Annotated in this window: 9 protein-coding genes; 8 read left to right on the top strand and 1 reads right to left on the bottom strand. The window is 67.5% G+C overall.

The window, feature by feature from the left end; translation table 11 throughout:
• The first annotated feature begins 316 nt into the window (after positions 1-316).
• The 8 genes from OG430_RS18680 to OG430_RS18645 all read left to right on the top strand — a co-directional run bounded on the left by OG430_RS18680 (position 317) and on the right by OG430_RS18645 (position 12,486).
• Entirely contained in the window at positions 317-2,518 is a 2,202-nt protein-coding gene (locus OG430_RS18680; RefSeq protein WP_327353666.1) for an ABC transporter family substrate-binding protein, read from the top strand.
• A gap of 201 nt (positions 2,519-2,719) precedes the next feature.
• On the top strand, positions 2,720-4,627 hold the full coding sequence (gene typA / locus OG430_RS18675; protein WP_327353665.1) for a translational GTPase TypA: 1,908 nt from the start codon (positions 2,720-2,722) through the stop codon (positions 4,625-4,627).
• Positions 4,628-4,760: 133 nt separating this feature from the next.
• Positions 4,761-5,438 (top strand): HAD family hydrolase, encoded by a 678-nt coding sequence (locus OG430_RS18670; protein ID WP_327353664.1) that lies wholly within the window; start codon positions 4,761-4,763, stop codon positions 5,436-5,438.
• Between the two features lie 756 nt (positions 5,439-6,194).
• Entirely contained in the window at positions 6,195-7,244 is a 1,050-nt protein-coding gene (locus tag OG430_RS18665) for an ABC transporter permease (RefSeq protein WP_327353663.1), read from the top strand.
• Positions 7,245-7,350: 106 nt separating this feature from the next.
• Entirely contained in the window at positions 7,351-9,141 is a 1,791-nt protein-coding gene (locus OG430_RS18660; protein WP_327353662.1) for an ABC transporter substrate-binding protein, read from the top strand.
• Between the two features lie 133 nt (positions 9,142-9,274).
• Positions 9,275-10,252: an ABC transporter permease gene (locus OG430_RS18655; RefSeq protein ID WP_327353661.1), complete on the top strand. Its 978-nt coding sequence runs from the start codon at positions 9,275-9,277 to the stop codon at positions 10,250-10,252.
• Between the two features lie 10 nt (positions 10,253-10,262).
• Positions 10,263-11,327, top strand: a complete 1,065-nt coding sequence (locus OG430_RS18650; RefSeq protein ID WP_327353660.1) for an ABC transporter ATP-binding protein — start codon at positions 10,263-10,265, stop codon at positions 11,325-11,327.
• 25 nt (positions 11,328-11,352) lie between these two features.
• On the top strand, positions 11,353-12,486 hold the full coding sequence (locus OG430_RS18645; RefSeq protein ID WP_327353659.1) for an ABC transporter ATP-binding protein: 1,134 nt from the start codon (positions 11,353-11,355) through the stop codon (positions 12,484-12,486).
• Between the two features lie 127 nt (positions 12,487-12,613).
• On the opposite strand, the gene OG430_RS18640 is transcribed toward OG430_RS18645, so the two are convergent.
• Positions 12,614-14,023 carry a M1 family metallopeptidase gene (locus tag OG430_RS18640; RefSeq protein ID WP_327353658.1) on the bottom strand — a complete coding sequence of 470 codons (1,410 nt, stop codon included), beginning with the start codon at positions 14,021-14,023 and terminating at the stop codon, positions 12,614-12,616.
• Positions 14,024-14,061 lie beyond the last annotated feature (38 nt).

Here is a 14,061-nt window from a genome sequence, read left to right as displayed (position 1 = left end):
CCGCGGTTGCGGTGGCAATGCAGTCGTCGATCCATGCGCCTGCGAGTGTTGCGCGTCACATCCCGCGTTGTGAAGAGATCTGCGCGGATTGAACACTTCAGTGCGTCGACTGGCGCGCCTGTGCGCCCCGCGCGGCCGGATTGGGCCCAATGGGTGGGCTTCCTTGGCGCTGCCGACGTGTCGCCGCCATGCGCCGGGCCCGGGCCCCTTCAGTAGGGCGATAGGTGTGATCAGCCCCTTAATACCGCCATACGTGAACAAACCCGGCCCACGACTGGTAGCGGGCGGCCGGGCGAGCCCCCGGAGGTACCAAGTCATGGCCCGACCAGGATCAGCGGGCGTCAGACTCCGCTCTGCCGCGCTCCTCACCACGGGGGTGCTCGCCCTGCCCGCGCTCGCCGGCTGCAGCTCGGGCGAGGAGGGCGGGGCCACCACGGCGCCCCAGGACATCTCGCGCGCGCAGCGGGACCAGGTCGCGGACGGGGGCAAGGCCACCTGGGCGGTCGACGCGATGCCCGAGACCCTCAACTCCTTCCAGGCGGACGCCGGTTCGGCCACCTCGCGGATCGCCGGGGCGGTGCTGCCGTCGATGTTCACGCTCGACGCCAAGGGCCGGGCGCAGCGCAACGCCGACTTCCTGGAGAAGGCCGAGATCGTCGAGCGCGAGCCCAAGCAGGTCGTGCTCTACAAGCTCCACCAGCAGGCGGTGTGGAGCGACGGCCGCGAGATCGGGGCCGCCGACTTCGCCGCCCAGTGGCGCGCCCTGTCGGGGCAGGACAGCGCCTACTGGACGGCGCGGAACGCCGGTTACGACCGGATCGAGAAGGTCGAGCGCGGCGCCAGCAACCTGGAGGTCCGGGTCACCTTCGCCAAGCCGTACACGGACTGGCGCTCGCTGTTCTCGCCGCTGTACCCCAAGGACGTGATGGGGACGCCGGACAGCTTCAACGACGGCGCCCGCAAGAAGCTCAAGGCCACGGCCGGCCCCTTCCGCATCGAGCAGCTCGACCGAAAGGCCGGCGAGGTCACGCTCACCCGCAACCCGCGCTGGTGGGGCAGCCCGGCCAAGCTGGAGCGCCTGAGCTTCCGCGCGGTGCCGCGGGGCGAGCTCGCCGGAGCGCTGGCCGCCGGTCAGGTCGACGTCGCCGAGATCGGCAGCGGCGAGGCCGAGCGGATCGCGCTCGCGGCGCGGGACGCGGGGGCCAAGGGTCCGCTGGCCCACGGCCCGGGCTCGAAGATCACGCCGGCCCAGGCGCTGAAGTCCTGGATCCGCGCGCACAGCGAGGACGAGGACAAGGCGGAGGCCGAGCAGAAGGCCCGCAAGAAGAACCAGCAGGCCATCAGGGAGTACGCGACCGAGCAGTCCGGACTGCGCGGCTTCGTGGTCCGCAAGTCGCTGGAGCCGGCGTACACCCAGCTCGCCCTGAACGGCGCCGACGGCCCGCTCGCCGACGAGCGGGTCCGCCGCGCCGTGGCCCGCGCCCTGAACCGCGCCGAGCTCGCCGAGGTGGTCCTCAAGCCGCTCGGCCTGCCCGCCGTGCCGGTCGGCAGCCACCTGGCGCTCGCCGGACAGCAGGCCTACAACGACAACAGCTCGGCGCTCGGCACCCAGGACACCGCCGAGGCCCAGGCCCTGCTCGCGGACGCGGGCTGGGTGCCCGGCGGCCCGCTCAAGGAGAAGACGGCGGGCAGCAAGGCCGACAAGAAGAAGGCCAAGGACTCCGCGGAGGACGACGGTACGTACATCGTCGGCCAGGAGGACGACAAGCAGCCCGCCTCCGCCCGCCGCGACACCAAGCCCGAGGCCCAGCTGGAGGCCAAGCGCGAGGAGAACAAAGAGAAGAAGAAGGCGGGCGAGCACAAGAAGAAGGAGCAGCAGCAGGCGAAGAAGGGCGGCGCTCCGGGTGCGTACGCCCCGAAGGGCACCGCGGCGCCGAAGGGCGCGGGTGCCCCGAAGCCGGCCGGCGGCCCGCTCGCCAAGGACGGCAAGGCCCTGACGCTGAAGTTCGTGCTCCCCTCGGGCCCCGGCACGGAGTCGCTGCGCGCGGTGGGCGACAAGGTCTCCCGGATGCTGCAGCGCATCGGCATCCGTACGGAGATCGACCGCGTCGCCGACGACAGCTACTTCAAGGACCACGTCGCGTCCGGCCAGTTCGACATGGCCCTGTACTCGTGGCCCGCCTCGGCCTTCCCGGCCACCGACGCCCGCCCGATCTTCGCCAAGCCGCAGCCCGCGGCGGACGGCTCGCTCAACGTCGAGCAGAACTACAGCCGGGTCGGCACCGACCACATCGACCAGCTCTTCGAGCAGGCGCTCGGAGAGCTGGACGAGGGCGCCTCGCGGGACCTGGTCAAGCAGGCGGACGCCCGGATCTGGGCGGCGGCGGGCTCCATCCCGCTCTACCAGCGCCCGCAGCTGTACGCGGTGCGCCCGGCCCTGGCCAATGCGGGTGCCTTCGGCTTCGAGTCGCCGCACTACGAGGACATCGGCTTCCTGAAGGCGCCGCCGAAGGCGTAGCTTCCTCCGTCGCTGCTTCGGTATATCCGCAGGTCAGCGACAAGACGTAAGTGAACTTCAGACGTACAGAAAGCCCCCGCGGAGGCCGCCTCCGCGGGGGCCACGTACGATGGGGTAAGGCCGTGGCGTGTCTGCCCGGCAGGGCTCGCGTACCGGACCGTACGCGCAAGCCGTCCACGATTCCGGGAGAAGCGCCCCAGTATGCCCACGCGCCACGACATCCGTAACGTCGCCATCGTCGCTCACGTCGACCACGGCAAGACGACCATCGTCGACGCCATGCTCAAGCAGGCCGGCTCCTTCGCCGCGCACGCCGCCGAGTCCCTCGACGACCGCATGATGGACTCGAACGACCTGGAGCGTGAGAAGGGCATCACGATCCTGGCCAAGAACACGGCCGTGAAGTACCACCCGAAGGATGGCGGCGACGTCATCACCATCAACATCATCGACACCCCGGGCCACGCCGACTTCGGTGGCGAGGTCGAGCGTGGTCTGTCGATGGTGGACGCGGTGGTCCTGCTCGTGGACGCCTCCGAGGGCCCGCTCCCGCAGACCCGCTTCGTGCTCCGCAAGGCCCTCCAGCAGCGCCTGCCCGTCATCCTGTGCATCAACAAGACGGACCGCCCGGACTCCCGCATCGACGAGGTCGTCAACGAGACGTACGACCTCTTCCTGGACCTGGACGCGGACGAGGACCAGATCGAGTTCCCGATCGTCTACGCCTGTGGCCGTGACGGCATCGCCTCGCTGACCAAGCCGGAGGACGGCACCGTCCCGGCGGACAGCGACAGCCTGGAGCCGTTCTTCTCGACGATCCTCGAGCACGTCCCGGCTCCGGAGTACGACGACGCCGCCCCGCTGCAGGCCCACGTCACCAACCTCGACGCGGACAACTTCCTCGGCCGTATCGCGCTGCTCCGTGTCGAGCAGGGCGAGCTGCGCAAGGGCCAGACGGTCGCGTGGATCAAGCGTGACGGCACGATCGCCAACGTCCGCATCACCGAGCTGATGATGACCGAGGCGCTCACCCGCAAGCCCGCCGAGGTGGCGGGCCCCGGTGACATCTGCGCCGTCGCGGGTATCCCGGACATCATGATCGGCGAGACCCTGGCCGACCCGGAGAACCCGATCGCGCTGCCGCTCATCACGGTGGACGAGCCGGCGATCTCCATGACCATCGGCACCAACACCTCGCCGCTGGTCGGCCGGGGCGCCACCGGCAAGGGCGCGGACAAGGGCACCCAGGTCAAGGACCGCAAGGTCACCGCGCGCCAGGTCAAGGACCGTCTGGACCGCGAGCTCATCGGTAACGTCTCGCTGCGCGTCCTGGACACCGAGCGCCCCGACGCCTGGGAGGTGCAGGGCCGCGGTGAGCTGGCGCTGGCCATCCTGGTCGAGCAGATGCGCCGCGAGGGCTTCGAGCTGACCATCGGCAAGCCGCAGGTCGTCACGCAGGAGATCGACGGCAAGACGCACGAGCCGGTCGAGCGCATGACGATCGACGTGCCCGAGGAGCACATGGGCGCCGTCACGCAGCTCATGGGCGTCCGCAAGGGCCGTATGGACAACATGTCGAACCACGGCTCCGGCTGGGTCCGCCTGGAGTTCGTCGTCCCGTCCCGCGGCCTCATCGGCTTCCGTACGGAGTTCCTGACGCAGACCCGCGGCACGGGCATCGCGCACTCCATCCACGAGGGCCTCGAGCCCTGGTTCGGCACCCTGGCGACCCGTAACAACGGTTCGCTGGTCGCCGACCGCGCCGGCGCCGTCACCGCGTTCGCGATGACCAACCTGCAGGAGCGCGGCGTGCTGTTCACCGAGCCCGGCACCGAGGTGTACGAGGGCATGATCGTCGGCGAGAACTCGCGCGCCGACGACATGGACGTGAACATCACCAAGGAGAAGAAGCTCACCAACATGCGCTCGGCCGCGGCCGACTCCTTCGAGGCGATCGTCCCGCCGCGCAAGCTCTCCCTGGAGCAGTCCCTGGAGTTCTGCCGCGACGACGAGTGCGTCGAGGTGACCCCGGAGGCGGTCCGCATCCGCAAGGTCGGCCTGGACAAGACGGCGCGTGCGCGGGCGGCTTCGCGGGCCAAGAACAGCTGAAGCCAAGCATTGATCGACTGATGGGCCCGGTACCCCGAGAGGGGGCCGGGCCCATCGGCGTTCTGCCCGGCGGCTCGCGTTCTGCCCAGTGCCTGGCGTCGTTCCGCCCGGCGCCTGGTGACATGATCCAGAGGTGACCAGCGAACTCTCTCAGCCCGGCACCGAGCGATACGTCCTGTTCGACGTCGACGGCACATTGATCGACGCCGTGGCCAACCAGCGCCAGGTCTGGCGCACTTGGGCCGAGCGGTACGGACTCGATGCCGACGAGGTCTACCAAGTGGCCCTGAGGGCAAGGCCGTTGGAGACCTTCGCGCAGGTCGCGCCGGACCGGAACCCGCAGGAATGCCTCGCGGCCCTGCACGAGTTGGAGGACGACGACGTACGGTCCGGCACCTATGCCGCCTTCGACGGAGCCGCGGAATTGCTCACGGCCCTGCGGCCCGGGACCTGGGCCCTGGTGACCTCGAACTACGAGCACCGGGTACGCGGCCGCTTCGCCCGGACCGGCCTGCCGGTCCCGGAGGTCCTCGTGGACGCGGCCGCCGTCGAGGAGGGCAAGCCGTCCCCCGTGCCGTATCTGCGGGCCGCCACGCTGCTCGGCGCCGCACCGGGGGAGTGCCTGGTCATCGAGGACGCCCCGTCCGGAGTGCGCTCCGGGCTGAGCGCCGGGATGACGGTGTGGGGCGTCAACGCCCCCACGGCCGTTGACGGCGTGCACCGCCACTTCGCCGGCCTGCGCGAGGCGGTGCAGGACATTCTCGCCTTCGCGTCCGGAACCAGCCCTCAGGAGCGGGCCCGGCACGCGTGACGCCGGGCGGCTCGACATATTTTGCAGAACCCCTGCGGAACGGCCTGATCGAGCCGTTAAGGTGCACGTCATACCGCCTCCGGGGGCCACTGCCCGCCCGCGTCTCGCAAGATCACGAACGATCAGAGCGAGCGGCTTCGGCGCAACTCCTTTTCCTGTACGGCCCGTCCGGTATTCGAACGATCATGACCGATAGATACGTAACGAGTCCGTTTCGCAGTGATCTATCTAGGATCGGTTTGTCCATATTTCGGAAGAAGTAGGTCGCAGGTGTGATCGAACCGAGACCAAAAGTGTGTGGTCGCTTGGAACCCGATGGCTAATAGTTGAGCGCGTAGAGCTCGGGTCAATGGGTTACGCGCTATGGGGAGCGCCGACTCACGAGCACACCGGGGTACTTGATCTTTGCCGTCAGGGGTGGCGGCGAAGCGTCGGTGCCTCACCTTTCAGGTGAACAAGTGGACTCATGAGGAGGAACCCATGCGTGGTGCCACAAGCGCCAAGTGGGTTGCGCCGTCGTCGGCATGGGCCGGCGGTCTCACCCGGCGCAGTTCGTATCGCTCGGTACCCGGCCGCGGTACGCGGACCTGACGTCTGGCAGCCCACCCGGCCTGCCTGACCCTTTGGGTGCATTCCCGGAGCCGAGACAACTCGGCTTTCCCGGCCCGCAGATGACCCGGTTCGGCGTATCGCTCACCGAATCTGCCGGACCGGCGCGGGAGCGCAGGCCGACAATACCCGTGAAACGGACAAAACATGACTAGTCCAATCGAGACCGAGGGCGCCAAGTCCTCTGTCGTCTTGGACGGCGAGATCGCGAAGAAGTCGGGCAAGAAGTCCGGCAAGGGCAAGGGCAAGGACGACGAGCTGCTCGTCGGTCGTTCCCCCGGGCAGCTGATGTGGATCCGCTTCAAGCGGGACCGGGCGGGCGTCATATCCGCCTGGATCGTCATCGCCTTCTTCGCGGTGGCGGCGCTCGCTCCGCTGATCGGCAAGGTCTACGGCAAGAACCCGTACGACCTGTACGGGCAGGATCAGTTCCTGCTCGACGACTTCAACATGCCGCTCGGGTCCAACGGCGGTATATCCGGGGACTTCTGGTTCGGCATCGAGCCCATCCTCGGCCGCGATGTGTTCACGCAGCTGATCTACGGCATGCGCACTTCGCTCTACACCGCCCTCGCCGCGACGGTCATGATGGTCATCACGGGTGTCCTCATCGGCCTGGCCGGCGGCTATTTCGGCGGAAAGATCGACTACGTCATCGGTCGCGCGACGGACTTCTTCATCGCCTTCCCGCAGCAGCTCTTCTTCATCGCCGCGATGCCCATCGTCACCTCGGTCTTCGTCAGCCCGTCCGAGGAAACCCCGGTCTACGTCCGGACGTTGGCCATCATCGGCGTCATGTGGTTCCTGGGCTGGATGGGCCTCGCCCGTCTGATCAGGTCGGTGACCCTGTCCCTCAGGGAACGGGAGTTCGTCGAGGCCGCCAAGGTCTCGGGTGCGTCTCCCTGGCGCATCATCCGCAAGGAACTGCTCCCCAACATCGTCACACCGATCCTGGTGCAGGCGACGTATCTGCTCCCGTCCACCATCCTCTCGGTGGCCTTCCTCTCGTACGTCGGCGTCGGCTACACCGAACCCACCCCTGACTGGGGGCGGATGTTCGCCACCGGCGCCAAGATCTACGAGCAAGACCCGACCTACATGTTCTTCCCGGGCATCGCCATGGTCATTTTCGTCGTGGCGTTCAATCTCCTCGGAGACTCCGTACGGGATGCGTTCGACCCCAAGACAGGACGCTGAAGTCCGCCTCTAGGGGGGGAATCGCTGCCACTCTCGTGCGTCGGCCCGGCCGGTCGCGCAAGGCAGCTCAGCTGGATCACTATCGACAGGCAGGTGCCTCAATCTCATGAAGATGCTTCCCTCGCGCACTGCGCGCGCCGCACTGGTCGCTCTCGCGGCCGGCTCGCTGGTCCTGACCGCCTGCAGTGACAACAACGGCGGCAAGGCCACCGGCGGCAAGGACCAGAAGGACGCTGCCTCCCAGGGCGACGCCGTGGCCCTCGGCGACAAGGCGGCCTCCACGGGCCCCGCGGCCGCGGTCAAGGGCGCCAAGTCCGGTGGCACGGTCACCGTGTACCAGGAGAACAAGTTCTCCCACCTGGACCCCGCTCAGATCTACGTGAGCGACGCCGGCCTCGTCTCCAAGATGATCCAGCGTGGTCTCACGACCATCAAGGAAGACGACAAGGGCGGCCAGACCGTCGTCGGTGACATAGCCACCGACTCCGGCAAGATGACCGACGGCGGCAAGACCTGGACGTACACCCTCAAGGACGACTTGAAGGACAGCCAGGGCAACGCCATCAGCTCGGCCGACGTCCGCCACACCTTCGAGCGGCTCTACGACCCGTTCATCACGGACGGCCCGAGCTACATCCAGCAGTGGCTGTCCGGCTCCGGCACCACGTACCGCAAGGCGTACCCGGGTCCGTACAAGGGCAAGCACCTGCCCGCCACCGTCCTGGACACCCCGGACGCGAAGACGGTCGTCTTCCACTTCAAGGACGCCCAGCCCGACCTGCCGCAGGCGCTCGCCATGGCCGGCTACTCCATCGTCGCCAAGAAGGCGGACACGAAGGAGAAGTACGACACCGAGCCCGCCGGCATGGGCCCGTACAAGGTCGCCGAGCACAAGGTCGGCAAGTCCCTCACCCTCGTCAAGAACGAGAACTGGAAGGCGGACACCGACGCGGTCCGTCACCAGTACGTCGACGGCTTCAACATCGAGTTCGGCCACGACGACGAGGACCAGACCAAGACCATCATCGCCGACCGCGGTGAGGCCAAGAACGCCATCATGATGACCGGTCAGGTTGCCACCAACCTGGTCAAGGACGTCGTCACGACGGACGTCAAGAAGCGCTCCATCGCGGGCTACGCCCCGTACGTGTGGCAGCTCAACATGAACATGGACCGCATCAAGGACAAGAAGATCCGCGATGCGATCACCTACGCGCTGCCCAACGGCCAGATCTACAAGCCCGACGGTGGCAACTACGGCGGTGAGCCGGCCGGTGGTCTGCTCGCCCCGACCGTCCCGGGCTACGAGAAGGGTTACGACCCTTACGGCAAGCTCGCGAAGCCGAATGGTGACCCGGAGAAGGCCAGGGCGCTCCTGAAGAAGGCCGGCAAGGAGGGCATGAAGCTCGTCTACGCCTACTCCAACATCCCGGTCCGCCAGCAGCAGTCCGTGATCATCGAGAAGGCTCTCGAGAAGGCCGGCTTCGACGTCCAGAAGAAGGAAGTCGACAACGCCACCTGGTACGAGCAGATGGGCAAGGTCAAGAACGGCTTTGACGTCTACATGACCGGCTGGGGCCAGGACTGGGCGTCTGCCTCCACCGTCATCCCGCCGTCCTTCGACGGTACGCAGATCCAGGACGGTGCCTCGAACTACGCGCACCTGAACGACGAGCACGTCAACTCCGAGATCCAGCGGATCCTGAAGATCACGGACCCGGCGAAGTCCGCCAAGGAGTGGAACACGCTCCAGAAGTACATCGTCGAGAAGATCAACCCGGCGGCCCCGATGTACTTCGTGAAGGTTCTGCAGGTCCAGGGCTCGAACGTCGGTGGCGCTCGCTACTCGACCGAGAAGAGCTACATCGACCTGACGAACATCTTCCTCAAGAAGTAGCAGCAGCGGCGTAACCCCCGCTTGCCCGGAGTGTGTCCACGGCGGTGGCGCACTCCGGGCGGCGGGCCCGTCACACCCGGCCACAAGCCACCCAACCCCTCAACCGCCGCCGCCCTGAGAGCAGCGAATTGTCATGCTTAGATTTCTCCTGCGCCGCACAACCGGCGCCGTGGTCATCCTGTTCCTGATCGCCGCGTTCACGTTCTTCATGTTCTTCGCGATCCCGCAGGACCCGGCAACCCTGGCCTGTGGCAAGAACTGCACGCCGGACGCCCTGGCGATCATCCACAAGAACCTCGGCCTCGACTCCCCGGTACCCGTACAGTTCTGGGACTTCGTCGTCGGCATCTTCAACGGCCGCGACTTCTCCGTCGGCCGCTGTGATGCGCCGTGCTTCGGTATGTCCTTCAGCGACCGGGAGATGGTCTGGGACACCCTCATCGACCGATTCCCGCTGACGCTCTCGCTCTCCATCGGCGGCATCATCTCCTTCCTGACCATCGGCCTCGGCACCGGCATGATGGCCGCGTGGAAGCGTGGCACCAGCCTCGACAAGACGGTCAGCGCGTTCTCACTGGTCCTCAGCTCGATGCAGATCTACTTCCTCGGCCCGGTGATGGTCGGCCTCTTCGTCTTCAGCACCGGCTGGCTGGACAAGCCGAAGTACGTTCCGTTCAGCGAGTCTTTCGGCGGCTGGTTCATGGGGTTGCTGATCCCCTGGCTGGTCATGTCCGTCATCTTCACGGCGAACTACACGCGTATGGCGCGCTCGACGATGATCGAGCAGCTGCAGGAGGAACACGTCCGCGCGGCCCGGGCCAAGGGCATGACGAGCAAGTACGTCTTCTTCCGCTACGCCTGGCGCGGTTCGCTCATCCCCATCGTCACCATCCTCGGCATGGACCTGGGTGCGCTCTTCGGCGGCGCGATCGTCACCGAGTTCACCTTCGGACTGCACGGCCTCGGACGCCTGGCGGTGGAGTCGGTCAACAACAAGGACCTGCCGCTCACCATGGGCGTGATGATCTTCAGCGCGGCCTTCATTCTTCTCTTCAACATCATCATTGACGCGGCGTACGCATACATCGACCCGCGCGTGCGGCTGTCCTAGGAGTTCGACCGTGACCACACTCACCAAGACCGAGGACGCCGAGGCGCCGACCGGCTCCGACGCGTTCCTCCAGGTGCGCGACCTGCGTGTCCAGTTCTCCACCGAGGACGGCATCGTCAAGGCCGTGGACGGGCTCTCCTTCGACCTGGAGCGCGGCAAGACGCTCGGCATCGTGGGCGAGTCCGGTTCGGGCAAGTCCGTCACCAACCTGACGGTGCTCGGGCTGCACAACCCGCGGTCGACGACTGTCACCGGCTCGATCAGCCTGGACGGCCAAGAGCTCACCGACGCCTCGGAGAAGACGCTCGAGAAGCTCCGCGGCAACAAGATGGCGATGATCTTCCAGGACGCGCTGACCGCCCTGTCGCCGTACTACACGGTCGGCCGGCAGATCGCGGAGCCGTACCGGAAGCACACCGGCTGCAGCAAGAAGGAGGCCCGCGACCGGGCCATCCAGATGCTGGAGAAGGTCGGCATCCCGCAGCCCAAGACGCGCGTGGACGACTACCCGCACCAGTTCTCCGGCGGTATGCGCCAGCGCGCGATGATCGCCATGTCGCTGGTCTGCAACCCCGATCTGCTGATCGCGGACGAGCCGACCACCGCGCTCGACGTGACCGTGCAGGCGCAGATCCTGGACCTGCTCAAGGACCTGCAGCAGGAGTTCGGCTCCTCGATCATCATGATCACGCACGACCTCGGTGTGGTCGCCAACATGGCGGACGACCTGCTGGTCATGTACGCAGGGCGGGCCGTGGAGCGCGGTTCGGTGCGCGAGGTGCTGAAGGCCCCGCAACACCCGTACACCTGGGGCCTGCTCGGCTCGATGCCGCGCCTCGGGGGTGACGTCGACGAGCCGCTCAACCCCATCCCCGGGGCCCCGCCGAGCCTGCTCAACCCGCCGTCGGGGTGCGCCTTCCACCCGCGTTGCGCGTACGTCGACCTGGTCGACGGCAGCGCACGCTGCAGCGGTGAGCGTCCGGGGCTGCCCGTGGCGCGCGGCGCGGCCTGCCACCTGAGCGCGGACCAGAAGCAGCAGGTGTTCATCGAGAAGATCCAGCCCCGGCTGGGCTGACAGACGGCGACTGGGGTCAACGACCATGAGTGAGAACAAGAACACGGCCACCGCGGTGTCCGATGCCGTCCCGGCGCAGCGGAACTCGGACCAGTCCAAGCCGCTGCTCGAGGCGAAGGGCCTGACCAAGCACTTCCCGATCTACGGCGGCTTCCCGATCAAGCGGAAGGTCGGCGCGGTCCGGGCCGTCGACGGAGTGGACCTCGCGGTCTACCCCGGCGAGAGCCTGGGCCTGGTCGGCGAGTCTGGCTGCGGCAAGTCCACGACGGGCCGGCTCCTGACCCGCCTGATGGAGCCGACCGACGGCGAGATCTCGTACCAGGGCAAGGACATCACCAAGGCCAGCCGCAGGCAGCTGGCGCCGGTGCGCTCCGAGATCCAGATGATCTTCCAGGACCCGTACGCCTCGCTGAACCCGAGGCAGACGGTCGGCTCGATCATCGCGGGCCCGATGGAGATCAACGGCATCAACCCGCCCGGCGGCCGCGAGGCCCGGGTCCGCGAACTCCTCGAGATCGTCGGCCTCAACCCGGAGCACTACAACCGCTTCCCGCACGAGTTCTCGGGCGGCCAGCGGCAGCGCATCGGTGTGGCCCGGGCGTTGGCGCTCGAGCCGAAGGTGATCATCGCCGACGAGCCGGTCTCCGCGCTCGACGTGTCGATCCAGGCCCAGGTCATCAACCTGCTGCAGAAGGTGCAGCAGGAGATGGGCATCGCCTTCGTCTTCATCGCCCACGACCTCGCCATCGTGCGCCACTTCTCGCACCGTGTGGCCGTGATGTACCTCGGCAAGATCGTCGAGGTCGCGGACCGCGACTCCCTCTACAACCGCCCGCGCCACCCCTACACGCACGCGCTGCTCTCGGCCGTGCCCGAGGTGGACCTCGACGGTGACAAGAAGGAGCGCATCCGCCTCCAGGGCGACGTGCCTTCGCCGATCAGCCCCCCGTCCGGCTGCCGCTTCCGCACCCGTTGCTGGAAGGCGACGGACAAGTGCGCGTCGGAGGAGCCCCCGCTGGTCCAGATCTCCGGAAACAAGGAAGGCCACCTCACGGCCTGCCACTACCCGGAGGACCCGACCACCGAGGCCCGCGACGAGGACATCGTCCTCGACCCGGCGCTGGCGGCGCTGGAGGACGGGCACGTCGCGAAGGACTGAGGCTTCGGCCGTACGTCCGCGCAGCTGTGCGTCTGTACGTTGAAGGGGCGCCCGGAACCGATCGGTTCCGGGCGCCCCTTCGTCGCGCCCCTTCGTCGCGCTCCATCGAGCGCGGCGGGACGCTACTTCACCGGATGCGGTGCTTCTTCCAGAAGGAGGTCAGGTCCTTGTCCGTCATGGACTGGGCGGCCTTCTTGAAGTCGGCGGTGGTGGAGATGCCGTACCAGTGGTCGTGGGCGTACCGCTTGAGGAGTTTCGTCATGGCGTCGGGGCCGAGGGTGCGCTCCAGGTCTGCCAGGGCGCAGGAGCCGGCGTCATAGAGGATGAACATGAACTCGTCGCGATGATTGGACCAGTAGGCCATCGAGTTGGTGAGCGCGGTGCGCGCGTCCGGCCAGTTGACGTCGGACCAGCAGCCGCGTCTCTCGTCGCCGTTGAAGCGGTACATGGCGTACTGCGTAAAGCCCTCGTCCAGCCAGGGCGAGGAGTATTCGTCGTTGCCGACGATGCCGTACCACCATTGGTGGGCCACTTCGTGCACGATGGCGCTCTCCTCCTCCGTGGTGGCGAGCAGGACCAGACCGGGGTACTCCATGCCGTTGCCGCCGAATTCGGGCGTCATCACGAGGTCGATCTCGCCATACGGATAGCGGCCGAACTCCTTGCCGAAGCGGTCGATGGCGGCGACCCCCAACTTGCGGTTGAGGCGCACACCCACGGCGGGCGTGTTCGGTGCCCAGTAGGACTTCACGCGGACGCCTCCGGGCGAGGTGTCGGTCGCCGTACGGAACGGGCCCGCCGACCACGCGAAGTCCCGCACGCGGTGGGCGACGCTCTGGGTGACCGTCCGCCCTGCCATACCGGGCCGGGTCCAAGTGCGCCCGGTAGCCGGGACCTTGAGGCTCGTCGGGTGGTCGAGGCGCACCCGGAAATCGCTCGCCAGGGCGTAGAAGCTCTCCCCGAGGTTCACATAGGGATCGAGATGCCACCCCTTCGCATCGTGCACGGCGAGCACCGGCAGCGCATTGCCCAGGAAGCGGAAAGCACCCTCACGCCCGAAGCGGTCGTTGCGCTTCGGCACGGCGATGGACACGTCGAACGAGACGGCTGCCCGCCGACCGCGCGCGAGCGGCTTCGGCAAGGTGACACGCAGCGCGCTGCAGTTCACCGCAAGGCGGCCCGGAGTGCCCCCGCGCACCCGGGACGCCTTGATGGGGGACGGCTTGCCCGGTGTGCCGCACTTGTCGTCGCCGTTACCCCACAGCCGTACGTACACCTCGCGCAAGGGGCGACCGGTGGCATTGCGGAACGACACCCGCTCCCGGCCCTTCCAGTGCGAACCGTCGGCGTCGCTTCGCAGGGCCACTTCGTAGCGAAGGTGATCGGGTGTCGCGGCCTCGATGGATCCGGCTTTGGTCTTGCCCACGGGTGCGGGGCCCGCGTCGGCGATGGTCGCGCCTGCCGTGACGAGTGAGGCGAGGAGGCCAACTAGTACGTATCGGAGGGCTCTTGGTGGTCTGGCAAGAGTTGACTGCATGGCAGTGGATCATTGCAGGCCGGTGGAGTGTTCACCTC

The organism is Streptomyces sp. NBC_01304, assembly GCF_035975855.1.
Lineage (GTDB): Bacteria > Actinomycetota > Actinomycetes > Streptomycetales > Streptomycetaceae > Streptomyces.
The sequence above is the reverse complement of the archived record's forward strand: the minus strand, read 5'-3'. Positions and strand labels throughout refer to the sequence as shown.